This window comes from Lacibacterium aquatile, assembly GCF_042683105.1.
Classification (GTDB): Bacteria; Pseudomonadota; Alphaproteobacteria; order Elsterales; family Elsteraceae; genus Lacibacterium; species Lacibacterium aquatile.
Genome location: NZ_JBHUIP010000022.1, coordinates 1 through 13,108 on the forward strand (window position 1 = coordinate 1; position 13,108 = coordinate 13,108).

A 13,108-nucleotide genomic window follows, 5' to 3' on the forward strand; every position below is an offset into this window, starting at 1 on the left:
CGGTTTCTTGGCGGGTCACCTCGCTGTTTTCTGGAATGCCGTCGATGAACGCCTGAAGGGGCGTCCTGCCCCCCATTCCCCGGCCCTGATGGGGCCTCTGGCGGTTGTAAGTTTCCAAGTAGCCATCGAGGCACGTCTGCATCTCGTCGAGGGTCTCGAACCAAGTGCGGCGTCCCTCGACGCGGAAGTGCTCGTCCAGCAGCGTACGATGCAGGCGTTCGACGATGCCGTTGGATTGCGGACGCTTGACCCTGGTGGTCTTGTGCTCGATGCCCTCCAGTTGCAGGAACAGCTCGTAGGGGTGCTGGTCCATGCGGCCGCAGAACTCTCGGCCGTTGTCGGAAAGCACGTTGTCGATGACGGCGCCGTACTCCTCGAAGGTGGGCAGCACGTCGTTGTTCATCACAGCGACGGCGGTCAGCGGCAGCTTGTTGGGGAACAGCCTGGCCCAGGCATAGCGGGAATGGCAGTCGATGGCGGTCTGGAGATAGACCTTGCCGACGCCCTTGAGCGCGCCGACGAAGAAGGTATCCACCGCCACCAGGGCGCCGGTGTAGTGCGCTTCGATGTGGCGCGAGCGGAATTCCGGGCTGAAACGCTCCAGCAGGCGGGTCTGCTCTTCGGTCAGTTCGATGGTGCGCTCGGCGGTAGCCTTCTCCAGGCGCAGCAAGCGCTCGTGCTTCGTCAGCAGGCCATGGCGGCTCCACACGCCGCGCACACCGCCCGACGACACGGTGATGCCGCGCAACGCCAATTCGTGAGACACCCGCACCGGGCCATGACAGGGATGATCCAGGCTGTGGGCCAGCACCGCCTCCTCGATCTCGGGCGGCACCCGGTTGGGGTGCGGCCCCTTGGCCCCGGGCAGCCGGTCCAGCAAACCCTCGGCGCCATAGGTCTGGAAATTGCGCCGGATCTCGTAAAACTGTTGGCGCGAATAGCCCATGATCTTGCAGGCCTTGCTGACATTCGATAGCTCGCCCGCCAATTCCAGCAAGCTCAGCTTGCGGCGTGCTACTTTCTTCTCCGTGGTCATGTCGTCCTCTGTGGTCAAGGTTGAAGGGTCGCAACTCCATCCTAACCGCCAGAAGCGGCATGGCCACACCGACCCCCACGCGTGGGGGCCGGTGTGGCCATAACTGTCAGGTGATATCCCTCTCAGCACACCCTATCGACTGCGCGGCAATGCTATTTCGGAAGGCGGGCGGATTGCCGCCTGCGCCGATGTCTATGACGCCTTGCGTTCTCCCCGGGTTTACAAGCCGGGCCTCACTCACGATCAGGCGCTGGAGATCATGCTGAAGGGGGACGGGCGCACCTGGCCCGATCAGTTCGACCCCCGCCTCATCGATGTTTTGCGGCGTGATGGTGATCGCCTGGGGAAGCTCTACCAGACTTTCCCCTTCGTATGAGGCAAACAAAAAGGCCGGTGTTTCCACCGGCCTTCTCGTGATCCAGATAGGGATGCTTACTTCTTCGCAGCCGACATCTGATAGAGGAAGCTGTCGTTGGTGTATTCGGCAACGCGGAACCAGAGGTGCTGGTCGTCGCGGAACTTCTTCCACTCGGTGTAGATCTTGGCGAACTTCGGATTGGTCTTGGAGAGTTCGTCATACAGCTCGTGGGTCGCCTTGTGGCAAGCCTCCAGGATTTCCTTGCTGTAGGGGCGCAACTGCACGCCGTTGGCAACCAGACGGCGCAGCGCCAGGGTGTTTTCGACGTCGTACTTGGCCATCATGACGTTGTTGGCTTCGGCCGTCGCTGCCTGCAGGATCGACTGATAGTGCTTGGGCAGCTCGTTGAACTTGTCGTTGTTGGCATAGAAGGAGATCGCCGGACCACCTTCCCACCAGCCGGGATAGTAGTAGAACTTGGCGACCTTGTAGAAGCCGAGCTTTTCGTCGTCGTACGGGCCAACCCACTCGGCGCCGTCGATGGTGCCCTTTTCCAGCGCCGGATAGATGTCGCCGCCAGCAATCTGCTGCGGAACGCCACCCAGCTTGGCCAGCACCTGACCGGCGATGCCGGCGATGCGCATCTTCAGGCCCTTAATATCATTCAGGCCCTTGATTTCATTGCGGAACCAGCCACCCATCTGGGTGCCGGTGTTGCCGCAGACGAACGAGCGGACGTTGTAGTCCTTGTAGAATTCGTTCATCAGCTGTTCGCCGCCGCCCTGGTACATCCAGGCCTGCTGCTGACGGCTGTTGAGGCCGAACGGCATTGCGGTATCGAAAGCGAAGGTCGGATCCTTGCCGACGTAGTAGTAAGCGCAGGTGTGACCGGCTTCCACAGTACCGGCCTGGACGGCGTCCAGCACCTGCAGACCCGGGACGATTTCGCCGGCGGCGAACACGCGGATCTGGAACTTGCCGTCGGTCATTTCGGCGACGCGCTTGGCAACGGTTTCAGCACCGCCATAGATGGTGTCGAGAGACTTCGGGAAGCTCGACGCAACGCGCCAACGGATTTCCGGGGCGCTCTGGGCAATGGCCGGGGCGGCGATGGTCGAGGCAGCAGCGGCACCGGCGCCGACGGTAGCAGTAGCAATAAAGTCGCGACGTTTAACAGTCATCGGTCCCCCCTTGGGATTGTGACGCAGCGCTTCGGGCGGTCCGGCGCTGTCTGGTTAGCAATGGGTAATAGTTCTACCATGCAGCCCCTATCCGGCAACCGAAAAACACGGTTTTGACGCCAGAATCGACTAATTATATCAAGGGGTCACTGGCGAAGACGTCATCATTGCTGACTTTTTAGGCGATCAAGTAGTTTGCGTACAGAATTCGCAACAAATTCCCGTGGTTTTTTGATCAGCAAGCTTGTCCTGTTATCCAATTACACCCGAGTCGCGCAGCCGTTCGATTTCATCGGTGGGCAGACCCAGAAGGTTAGACAGAACATCCACAGTATCTTCGCCGCAGGTTGGCGGTGCCTTGCGGTAGCTGACCGGGGTCGCCGAATATTTTTGCGGATTGCCGATCATCTTGACCGGCAATCCGGTCAGGGGGTGCTCCATCTCCACCACCATCTCGCGCGCCTGCACATGGGGATCGGCGAAGACTTGATCGATGGTGTTGATGGGCGAGCAGGGGACGCCGACAGCTTCCAGCCCCGCCGTCCAATGGGCGGTCGGTTTAGCGGCAATAACCCCGGCAAGCATTGGCACCAGGTCATTGCGGGCCGCGACGCGGGCGCGGTTGGTGGCAAAGCGCGGGTCGGACACCAGATCGCCTAAACCAGCAAAGCCACAGAATTTGGCGAACTGGCTATCGTTCCCGACCGCCAGGATGATATGGCCGTCGGCCGTCTCGAACACTTGGTAGGGCACGATGTTGGGATGGGCATTGCCCAAGCGCCCCGGTGCTTTGCCGGAGACAAGATAATTCATGCCCTGGTTCGCCAGCCAGGACACCGTGCTGTCCAGAAGCCCGAGGTCCACCTGCTGGCCCTGACCTGTGGCATCCCGATGGCGTAAGGCGGCTAGGATCGCCACGGAGGCGTGCATGCCGGTCATGATATCGGCGATAGCGATGCCGACCTTCAGCGGCTGACCATCGGCTTCGCCGGTTACACTCATCACCCCGCCCATGCCCTGGACCAGATAGTCATAACCCGCGCGCGGAGCATAAGGCCCGGTCTGACCGAATCCGGTGATGGAACAATAGACGAGGCGGGGGAATCCCTCTTTCAGCTGCTCGTAGGAGAGTCCGTATTTCGCCAGACCGCCGACTTTGAAATTCTCCACCAGTACATCGCAGGAGGCTAGCAGCTGCTTCACCAGCGCCTGGCCTTCCGATTTCTCGATATCGATGGCGACCGAATGTTTGTTGCGATTGACCGACAGGTAATAGGCACTCTCGCTCGTATCTTGCCCGTCGGCATCCTTATGATAGGGCGGGCCCCAGCTGCGGGTATCGTCGCCTGCCCCCGGCCGTTCGATCTTGATGACCTCGGCCCCCAGATCGCCCAGCAATTGGGTTGCGGTGGGGCCGGCGAGAATACGGGTCAGATCCAGGATGCGCAGGCCCTTCAAGGGTCCGGTATTGCTGTCGCTCATCAAGTCCCCCAAGCGTGTCGGCCTTCTGCTCTAGCGCGAAAGCCGATCCTGCAAAACCCCTAATTCATGTGGGGTTGCCTTTATACCTGACTCCGTTAGTAGGATATAAAGACCAACTTGGAGGGTAGGATAATGGCGTGGCATGCAGCAGGGACGGCGGCGGATCTGGAAGCGGCGGGGGGCAAGCGGGTGGTACGGATTTCCGACCGGCAGATCCTGCTGATCCTCCGTTCTGGCGTCCTCTATGCCATCGACAACCGCTGTCCCCATGAGGGTTATCCTTTGTCGGAGGGGACCTTCGCCGAGGAGGGCTGCGTGCTGACCTGCCAATGGCACAATTGGAAATTCGATCTGGATAGCGGGGAGACGTTGATCGGTGGCGACCGGGTAACCCGTTATCCCGTTCGCGCCGTCGAGGGGGCGGTTGAAATCGAGGTGTTGGAGGCGCCGGTGGCCGAACAGCGGGCGCAACGGCTGTATAATATCGAGCAGGCGCTGGCCGATAACGACTATAGCCGTCTGGCGCGGGAAATCGCCCGCTTGGGCACGCTGCCGGGCGATGCCGGGGCGGCCATAGGAAGAGGGATCCGCTGGGGTGCTGAGTTTCTGGAGGACGGCATGGGCCATGCCTTCGGTGGTGCCTGCGATTGGCTCGATGTTGCCGATAAGGCAGATGATCCAGCGGAACGGCTGGCTGCCCTGGCCGAGGCGCTGGGGCATATCGCTGATGAATCGCGCTCCGGCAGACGCTTTCCCTACGCCCAGGGGTGCCGGACCTGGGACGAAGATGCCTTTCTCCTCGCGATGGAAAAGCAGGATGAGGCGACAGTGCTTGCCCTGTTGCGCGGCGCCCTGGCTGAAGAACTGCCGATGGGCGATCTGCGCCGGGCTTTCGCACAAGCGGCGCTGGCGCATTACCAGGACTTCGGCCATAGCGTGATCTATACGGTTGCTGCCTTTCGTCTGGTTGAAAGGCTGGACCCGTCGGTGGTCGAACCGCTGCTGACCAGCCTGACCCGCAGCATCATCCGGGCGACGCGTGAGGATCTGATACCGGAATTCCGCGCCTATGCGCCCTCGCTCGCTGCTTGGGGGAAGCCGGGGCAGGTGTCGCGCCTGTCCGGGCGGGGATTGCATCGCCTGGGCTTGAAGGCTCAGTTCGATTGCCTGCTGGGCTGGTCCGGACAGCATCGCCCGCAGGATATCCTGGCAACCCAGATCGAGGCGGCGGCACGCTCGCTGCTCGCCTTCGATCCAGCCTGGGATCTGAAGATCGATATCAAGCCTGCCGATAATGTCGGATGGCTCGATTTCACCCATATGCTGACCTTTGCCGATGCTGCCCGGCGGCTCGCGGATGCCGACCCGGCGCTCTGGCCTGCCGTCATTTTGCAGATGGGCTGCTTCCTGGGGCGCAATGCCAAATATCTGCTGGCCGAAGACCTGGAGGGACCTGTTTCCGGCGATCCCTGGGATGCGATCATCGACCATGGGCACGGCCGCTTCATCCACTCGGTCCATCGGCTGAAGACATTGACAGCGGCGGAGCGGTTGATGACACGTTATCCCGAAAGCGCCTCGCTGTTGAAAGCCGCCGTCAGCCGCTATCTGGCGGCCCCGATCAAACAGCGGCATCCGTTGCGCATCGCCCATCAGGCCCTGGCAATGGTGTAGGGCTCAAAGGCTCAGCAGCAGGCCCAGCATCAGCGGTACGGTCACGAAGGCGGCCAGCGTCTGGAACGTGGTGATGGCGGCCATCGCCTTGACGTCGCCGCCCATTTGCCGCGCCAGCACCACGGCGGCGGTGGCTGTGGGCATCGACCCGAACAGGGTCACGATCCCCAGGGTCAGGGGATCGGCCCCCATCAGCCGCGCGATGCCATGGGCGATGCAGGGGAAGGCCAGCAGCTTCAAGGCGCTTGAGATGAGAACCGGGCGCCCGGCCCGGCGGGCCGATTCCCAGTCGAGGCTCGCCCCCACCGACAGTAGTCCCAGCGGCAGGGAGGCAGCGGCGAGAATATCGAAGAAAGGCTTGATCAGCGTCGGGAAGCCGCCTGCCAGATTGACGATCAGGCCTGCCACACAGCCGACGATCAGCGGATTGCGCACCAGTTGCAGCACGAAGGTTTTTGGCCCGAAATGGCCGCCACCCTCACCCCATTTCAACAGGGTGGCGATACAGAAGATATTGACCAGCGGTACGGCAAAAGCGATGCCCAAGGCGATGGTCGCGGTTCCCGCCGGACCCCAGAGACCCGCTGCGCCCGCCAAGGTGACGTAAGTGTTGAAGCGGATGGCGCCCTGCATGGCGGAGGTAAATGTCGGCCCGCTGCCACCGATCAGCTTTCGGCAGGCTAGCGTCAGCACGGCGACCGAGGCAACCCCGCCCAGCATGCCGCAGAGCAGCGGTAGCAGTTCCACCCGCCCGATCTCTGCCTTGCCGACCGAGGTCAGCAGCAGCACCGGGAACAAGACGAAGTAATTCAGCCGGTCCAGCGACTGCCAGCCCTGCTCCGGCAGGAACCGTAGACGTTTTAGCCCATAGCCCGCCAGGATCAGCAGGAAGATCGGGATCAGCGCGGCGAGGATCGCGATCATATATGCCGCAGCCGGTCCAGCACGCCCTGGAGAATATAAGCGGCGGCCCGTGCGTCGACGACCTCGGCCCGCTTGGCGCGGCTCATGTCCTCTTCCAGCAGCGTGCGGGTGACGGCAACGGTCGACAGCCGCTCGTCCCAATAAAAGAAGGGGAGCTTCAGCCGGATATCGATTTCCGCCGCGGTATCCTTGATCCGCTGAACGCTGCCGCCTTCCGACCCATCCATATTGCGCGGCAGGCCATAGATAAGGGCGCCGACCTGGCGGTCCTTCACCAGCTTGCCTAGCTTCTCGCAATCCTTGCCGAGCTTGGTGCGCATCAGCGTCTCCATGGGGGATGCTCCCATGCCCAGGCCATCGGATACCGCAAGACCAATGGTCTTGGTCCCGATATCCAGGCCCATCAGGCGCTGTCGTTTGGCGAAAATCTCTTTGAGGTCGGGCAGGGTCACGAGCGGCATGAACCTGTGGTAGCATCCGGCGCGGGGGAGGGGAATATAGGATTGAGCTAGTGAGGCGGAGCGGGCATGCAGCGTGATGAGTTAAGGCCAAAGAAAAATCGAAACCTTGGCCGATACGACGTGGCGGCCTTGGTTGTGTTTCTTGCCGGTATCAGCGTCTATGTCTTCCTGATGAGCGGGCCTCTGCGGTCGACGGCTGTTGTTATTCCGCAGATTCCCCGCGAAGCTTCACTGAACCCAATGTCCCGCCGACAATTGATCTTCGACCTACTTGTCGCAGTGAGTGCGTCCAAGGATCACGTCTATAAAGAACGTATCGCGGACTATATTCGGGACAAACCAGACCTCCGATCATCGATTGACGACGATGTGATCGTCGATCAGCTCGAGTTATTGATGTTCGAGGAAAATCTTGATGCAAGGTCGATCGCAGTCAGGCTGGCAGCGACTATCGGGGAGCCGGCGCGCCGAACTTTGCCTACGGCTGTAAAAGCTCTGGCAATGGGAGAAAAGGATAGGCCTCAGCGTATTCGCCCCGTGCTTGGAGGGCCGGACGCGCCGGTCCCGCTATACGCAGGATATTATTATTACGGAATGTGGGAATTGCTTGGGGCGGATGGATTGCGGCTCGATGGGCGGCTGCATTTATGCCGTAAGCTTAGCGAGATAGGGGAGCCGGGGGTTCCTGAGCGATGCTCGATCCCCGGATTGATCTCGTCACTGGATCTGCAAAAGAGTCCGGTGGCGATAAGCCGTGACGGAGTGGGCCTTCTCCTCGACCAGATCGATGAAACCGCCGATTCGCGCTCCAAAATAATTTCTGCCCGCCACCTTCGGGACGCCGCTGAGCATATTGTTTGGGGCAGGGCGGACCTGGCCCTCATAAAACGGATCGAGGCTCTGACGTTCGATCAAATCGCCCAGGTGCGTGCTTATGGTGCGCTGGCACTTATGGCTGTTGGCGCACCTGCGCGTTACACGTCGGCTTCTCTGCGGCAAGCGTTGGCCCAAGGAGACAGGGGCGCATACACCAAAGAGTATGCTCCTATGCCCCCGGCACCGATGACACGCACGTTAATCGCCGCCGCCATCTGGTCTCTGGAAGGTGGTGACGAACTGGCTGGGGTGGAGCGAGAAGAAAAATGCGCTGAATTCCCCTCGGAAATCCGTCCGCTGGCCTGCTTTCCTGAATTGGCCGAACTCCTGCCTTGACGATTTAAGTCCCGTCTTAGACTGGCCGGGGAACATGTTGCAGCAGCGTGAATTTTTTCAGTTTCAGGCAAAGCGTTGACGGTGCAGTAACACTCCGGCGCCATAATGGAGGCCTACAGACAAGCGTAGGCTTCGATTGTCCATGGGTATGCGGATAACAGCGGTGACGTTCGGAATGCTGGCCCTGGTGCTGGCACTCTTCCGTCTTGTCCCGGCTGAAAGCGCGACCGAGATCGAACCGCGCCGCGAGATGGCCGAGTTGGTGGACCGGATTATCGGGTCGGGTGACTATTTGCAGAGCTGGCGGGATGCTGACAGCATGCGGCTGCTGGCCATGAAGATCGATTGGACGTCGCGGGACGCGGCGTTGATCGACCGAATGCAGCCTCTGCTGACCAACCCCTCGCGTGGGGTGCGCTATCAGGCGGCACGTGCCAGCATGGCCATGGGGAAATATGGCCGCCGCTTGCTACCTGCGCTGAAGCGAGCCGAGGTCATGGGCGAGGAGGATAAGGTCTTTTATCCGCTGCTGGCTTTCACCAATGACTCGACGGTGGAAACCGTGCGCGACGCGATCCGTATTCTCGAAAAGCATCGCGACTGAATTCTATCGCCTCTATGCTCGGCGCCGTCCTAAACGGCTGCCAGTAGGTGATCCTATGCCGCTTTCTCCCGATCTGCTTGCCCGCATCGAGGCAGGCGCTTTTGCGTTGGGGCCTGTGCGGGCGCGGCCGATGTTCGGTGGCTATGGCGTCTATCTCGACGGCCTAATGGTAGCGCTGGTTTCTGGCGGAGAGCTGTATCTGAAAAGCGGTCCCGGTAATCGCAGTGAATTCGAAGCCCTGGGTCTGCCACTCTTCACCTATATGCGCGAAGGCAAGCGCGTGGCGCTCGGCTATTCGCTAGCGCCGGACGGGGTGCATCTGGAGCCCTGGCTTGAGGGCGCGCTTGCCGAGGCTCGTCGCCGCAAACGCGCGAAGCCGGATAAAAAGAAGCCGAAACTGCCGAGCGACAATCCGTTTTTGTAGGGGGGAGAGGTTCGTTTCCCCTATGGAACCTCGCCGTCCTCGGGTTAAGCACGAGGATCTTGTGTGGACGGGCCGTGTGAACTGTCTGCGCAATAGGCTTAAGATCGGTCTCATCGGTGGTGGCGGTGAATAGCCATCCACTGAATTACGAAGCAAGCATCGTCTTCCTGATAAACTCGGTCAGTTCCCTCTCCGGGAAATAGGTCGGGCCAATACGAGCAAGCATGTTGTTCAGTAGGCTTGCCCGCAAAAGCATATCGCCCGCCCGGTTCAGGAAATCTTCATGCAGATTTTTCCAGCTAAGTCCCGGCTTCTGAACGATGAGCGATTTCGGCAGATGCTTGTGGCGAAACACCCCGATCAAGCCGTCATTCCGATAAACAGAGAGCACAAGGTTGAACCGGCTTGCCCCGTCTTCCTCGACGTGCTCGATCAAAAGAAGCCCCTGCGGAAGGTTCTTCCGAGCTGACGCGCTCCCGAACCGATCTCTCAGCCCCGATTTGAAAATCAGATTGTCGAGATGGTGCAGATAGTTCGAGGCATCGGAGGTCTCGAAATAAAGGCACCCACAAGCTTCGTTGCCGCCGAAGGTCCACCGAGATAGCCAAGGGCTGTCGTAGATCACCAATGACGTGCGGATATCTCCAGGCGGCTTCGACAGCACCTGACCATCTCCGGCAACCGCCATCTCGACCACCGGGTCAGATCGTGCCCATTCGATCAGTCTGCCTGCGCTGGGCAGAACGATAACGGCGATGAGAGCCGCGACGAAGATTAGGGACCGCCGATAGAGCCCGCCAGGGAATAGGTAGGCGATACCGAAAGCCGAAAGAATCTGGACCGTGGTCGGGATCAGCCACCCCAAAAAGAAGAAGGCTATACCGCCAAACGGCCCGCTGAACGGATGCAGACCGAAGAGATAACCGGCAGCCAAGGCACCAGCCCAGATGAGCGGTTTGGCTTCAGGCGGTACTCGTCGCTTAGGCGTCTGGGTCGGCAATGATCCACCAATCTCATTTTCAGAGATCAGCTTATGGGAGTTTCTACCGGAAGCATAGGCTTGGCGACGCAATCCCAACTCACGGACTGGCCTGCAATCCGCGACTTGCGAGGCCGGGCAGGGGCGGTCAGGAGGCCATCGGGATGAGGCCGAAACCCGCAACAATTTTCATCTTATCTGTCCGTCTAGCGGCTAAGGCGATGATTTAGATGAGTTGCACCACTTTGGTGAAGATTCCCCGTTTTCATGTTTTGGGGGTGTTGGTTTTCATCTTATCTGTCTGACTTGCAGCTTATCTATCCGAAGAAAGGAATTTGGCGAAAATCCTTTACAAATCATATTTTTCATGAAAAATTCCTGTTATGAACGATATTGACAGGAAAATTATTGAAACTCTCCAGGCCGATGGCCGTGCTGCTCAGGCACTGGTTGCCGAGGCGGTGGGGCTTTCTGTTTCGGCGGTGAACGAGCGCGTCCGGCGCCTCACCGAGGCGGGAGCCTTTGCCGTGAAGGCGGTGCCGAATGCGAAGGCGTTGGGGTTCGACGTCACGGCCTTCCTGTTCGTGTTGCTGGGCAAGCCGGATGACGATGAGCCCTTCGTCGCGGCGATGGCGCAGATCGGGGAAGTGCAGGAGGTTCACCACGTCACCGGTGAATGGTCCTATCTGCTGAAGGTTCGCGCCCGCTCCATGGCCGATCTCGAACGCCTGATGCAGAAGCGGATCAAGACTGCGCCCGGCATCACGCGCAGCTTCACCATGATCGCGCTGTCCTCGCCCAAGGAAACCACCGCCCTACCGATGGATCTATCATGAGCCTCTGGTCCGCTTATCTCGATGGTCTTGCCATGGGTGTGCTGCTGGCGATCCAGGTCGGACCGATCAGTCTGCTCTGCATGCGGCAGGCCATGAGCAGCGGCTTTTCCGCCGGGGCGGCCGTCGGGTTGGGCGCTGCGACCGCCGATGTTGTCTATGCGGTGGGGGCGGCGCTGGGCCTCGGCGCCTTGGGGCATCTGCTCGGTGAAATCGCGGGGCCGATGCGCATCATCGGCGGGGCGATGCTGATCTGGTTTGGCCTCAAGGGCTGGCTGAAGCGCACCAATCCGCCTGCCCCGGCACAGTTGGGGGCGGGCGCACAGATCTATCTGTCGACTTTCCTGCTGACGATGACCAACCCGCTCACCATCCTGTTCTTCGCCGGAGTCTTTGCCTCGATGGGCATGGCCCAGGGCGAGATTGCGCCGGGCATGATGGTGGCAGCCGGGATCGGCACCATGACGGTGGTCTGGAAATTCTCCATCGCCGCCGCTGCCTCCCGGCTGGCCCACTGGTTGACACCGGACCGCCTCAAGTGGGTCAATGGTGTCGCGAGCCTGGGGCTTGCTGCCTTCGGAATCGCGATGATCGGCCGTGCTATTTTCGGCTAGCAATCGTCGCTTGCGCGATCTCCCGCTCGATCTGGATCGGGAAGCCGTGCAGGCCGGGGGCGAAGTCCTTGGCGCCGCCATCCAGCAGCCATTCGATCCCGCGCAGGATGATCGCCGCGAAGGGGTCGAACAGGTCGGCGCCAAAAGCGGCACTGCCGGGCGCAAGGTTCAGCAGACTGCCGCGATTGAGCAGATAGACCGAGCGCTCGCCGGGCAACTGATGGGCATCGATCCAGGGGCGGACGTTTTTGCGCGGCAGGTTGTCGAGAGCATCGACATCGATCTCCCGGCTGCCATGGCCGACGTTAAACAGGATTGTGCCGTCGCGCAGCCAGCCGAAGTGGCTGTCGTCGATCACCTTGGCCCGTCCGGTGGCCGTCACCACGATACGGGCCGCGGCGAGACCGTCCTCAAGGGTGGAGGGGATGCAGCCGAAATGCTGGGCTTCGAGCATTCGGACAGGATCGCGCTCGGCAACCAGCGTCGTCGCCCCCAGGGCGATGGCACGCTGGGCGACGCCGCGACCGACCGGGCCGAAGCCGACTACCAGCACCTTGCGGCCAAAAAGATTGATGCCGGTCACTTGTTCGAACGTCGGCCAGCAGGTGGCGGCCACATGCCAGCGGTTATGCAGCGCGTCTTTCAGCGGGATCGAGTTCCAGTCGAAAACAGGGAAGGGGACGGTTTTATGCTCGGTCAGCACATGCAGCCCGGTCGTCGTCGCCTCCAGCGCCCCCCAGGGCTGATGGCCGCGCGCCGCCATCGCCACGGTGACTTCCGCCCCCATGTCCGACACCACATCGGCATCGACGGAGGCAGCCAGTTTCACCAGTTCCTGGCGCTCCGCCGGTGTCATGCCCGACCAGCCCAGCACATGGGCGCCCTTCGCAGCCAGATAGGCTGCGGCCCGGTCGTCGGTGCTATCCTCGTTACAGGCAATCGCCAACACCCGCGCCCCGGCATCCAGCAAGGGCAGGGTCACGCAGATATTGTCCAGCAGCAGATGACCGCTGACGATAATGGTCCGGCCCTTGAAATCGCGGCCCGCAATCTCACGTCCCGCAGCGTGGGTGACAGGGTACAGCCTCTCCATCCAGGCCAGTTCCCCCTCCGGGATCCGGCTGGCGAGGCTGATGTCCTTGATGCGGGAAGGCGGCAGGTCGGTCATGGGATACTCTCGTGATACGGGAGTATGGACCCTAGCCTAACTCCTGACCGGATGGACAAAGTTTCGTTCGGCTTTTTAAGCATCCCCGTCGAGCGGCGTTGCGAGGGTACCCCTGCCAATGCTAACCATCGGGACTTAGATAGATCTTCGTTTGTTGC

General features: G+C 60.8%; 14 protein-coding genes. 7 read left to right on the forward strand and 7 right to left on the reverse strand.

Going from position 1 to position 13,108, the window contains the following annotated elements; translation table 11 throughout:
* Positions 1 to 1,036 (reverse strand): IS481 family transposase (locus ACFSM5_RS22020; RefSeq protein WP_379879112.1); only part of this gene is annotated, 1,036 nt, incomplete at its 3' end.
* Positions 1,037 to 1,208: 172 nt separating this feature from the next.
* On the opposite strand from ACFSM5_RS22020, the gene ACFSM5_RS22025 reads away from it, so the two are divergent.
* Entirely contained in the window at positions 1,209 to 1,412 is a 204-nt protein-coding gene (locus tag ACFSM5_RS22025; RefSeq protein ID WP_379879184.1) for a hypothetical protein, read from the forward strand.
* A 56-nt stretch (positions 1,413 to 1,468) separates the two neighbouring features.
* Here ACFSM5_RS22025 and ACFSM5_RS22030 read toward each other — a convergent pair whose 3' ends face one another.
* Positions 1,469 to 2,575, reverse strand: a complete 1,107-nt coding sequence (locus ACFSM5_RS22030; protein WP_379879114.1) for a TRAP transporter substrate-binding protein — start codon at positions 2,573 to 2,575, stop codon at positions 1,469 to 1,471.
* Positions 2,576 to 2,827: 252 nt separating this feature from the next.
* Positions 2,828 to 4,057, reverse strand: coding sequence for a CaiB/BaiF CoA transferase family protein (locus ACFSM5_RS22035; protein ID WP_379879116.1), 1,230 nt, complete (start codon positions 4,055 to 4,057; stop codon positions 2,828 to 2,830).
* A 132-nt stretch (positions 4,058 to 4,189) separates the two neighbouring features.
* On the opposite strand from ACFSM5_RS22035, the gene ACFSM5_RS22040 reads away from it, so the two are divergent.
* Positions 4,190 to 5,731, forward strand: a complete 1,542-nt coding sequence (locus tag ACFSM5_RS22040; protein WP_379879118.1) for a Rieske (2Fe-2S) protein — start codon at positions 4,190 to 4,192, stop codon at positions 5,729 to 5,731.
* A 3-nt stretch (positions 5,732 to 5,734) separates the two neighbouring features.
* On the opposite strand, the gene ACFSM5_RS22045 is transcribed toward ACFSM5_RS22040, so the two are convergent.
* The gene (locus ACFSM5_RS22045) at positions 5,735 to 6,655 is read right to left on the reverse strand and encodes an AEC family transporter (RefSeq protein ID WP_379879120.1); all 921 of its coding nucleotides are present in this window, start codon (positions 6,653 to 6,655) and stop codon (positions 5,735 to 5,737) included.
* Positions 6,652 to 7,116, reverse strand: a complete 465-nt coding sequence (ruvX, locus tag ACFSM5_RS22050) for a Holliday junction resolvase RuvX (RefSeq protein ID WP_379879122.1) — start codon at positions 7,114 to 7,116, stop codon at positions 6,652 to 6,654. Before ruvX ends, ACFSM5_RS22045 begins: the two co-directional genes overlap by 4 nt.
* A 66-nt stretch (positions 7,117 to 7,182) precedes the next feature.
* On the opposite strand from ruvX, the gene ACFSM5_RS22055 reads away from it, so the two are divergent.
* From ACFSM5_RS22055 to ACFSM5_RS22065, 3 genes are all read left to right on the forward strand, one after another.
* Positions 7,183 to 8,328, forward strand: coding sequence for a hypothetical protein (locus ACFSM5_RS22055; protein WP_379879125.1), 1,146 nt, complete (start codon positions 7,183 to 7,185; stop codon positions 8,326 to 8,328).
* Between the two features lie 163 nt (positions 8,329 to 8,491).
* Positions 8,492 to 8,932, forward strand: a complete 441-nt coding sequence (locus tag ACFSM5_RS22060; RefSeq protein ID WP_379879127.1) for a hypothetical protein — start codon at positions 8,492 to 8,494, stop codon at positions 8,930 to 8,932.
* A gap of 55 nt (positions 8,933 to 8,987) precedes the next feature.
* Complete coding sequence (locus ACFSM5_RS22065; protein ID WP_379879129.1) at positions 8,988 to 9,356, forward strand: TfoX/Sxy family protein; 369 nt, start codon at positions 8,988 to 8,990, stop codon at positions 9,354 to 9,356.
* A gap of 145 nt (positions 9,357 to 9,501) precedes the next feature.
* Here the strand turns inward: ACFSM5_RS22065 and ACFSM5_RS22070 are convergent, their stop codons facing one another.
* Complete coding sequence (locus ACFSM5_RS22070) at positions 9,502 to 10,428, reverse strand: hypothetical protein (RefSeq protein WP_379879131.1); 927 nt, start codon at positions 10,426 to 10,428, stop codon at positions 9,502 to 9,504.
* Positions 10,429 to 10,718: 290 nt separating this feature from the next.
* Here ACFSM5_RS22070 and ACFSM5_RS22075 point away from each other — a divergent pair, with 290 nt between their 5' ends.
* Positions 10,719 to 11,171, forward strand: coding sequence for an Lrp/AsnC family transcriptional regulator (locus ACFSM5_RS22075; RefSeq protein WP_379879134.1), 453 nt, complete (start codon positions 10,719 to 10,721; stop codon positions 11,169 to 11,171).
* Positions 11,168 to 11,782 carry a LysE family translocator gene (locus tag ACFSM5_RS22080; RefSeq protein ID WP_379879136.1) on the forward strand — a complete coding sequence of 205 codons (615 nt, stop codon included), beginning with the start codon at positions 11,168 to 11,170 and terminating at the stop codon, positions 11,780 to 11,782. Before ACFSM5_RS22075 ends, ACFSM5_RS22080 begins: the two co-directional genes overlap by 4 nt.
* On the opposite strand, the gene ACFSM5_RS22085 is transcribed toward ACFSM5_RS22080, so the two are convergent.
* On the reverse strand, positions 11,769 to 12,950 hold the full coding sequence (locus ACFSM5_RS22085; RefSeq protein WP_379879138.1) for an adenosylhomocysteinase: 1,182 nt from the start codon (positions 12,948 to 12,950) through the stop codon (positions 11,769 to 11,771). The genes ACFSM5_RS22080 and ACFSM5_RS22085 overlap by 14 nt on opposite strands.
* Between the last annotated feature and the right edge of the window lie 158 nt (positions 12,951 to 13,108).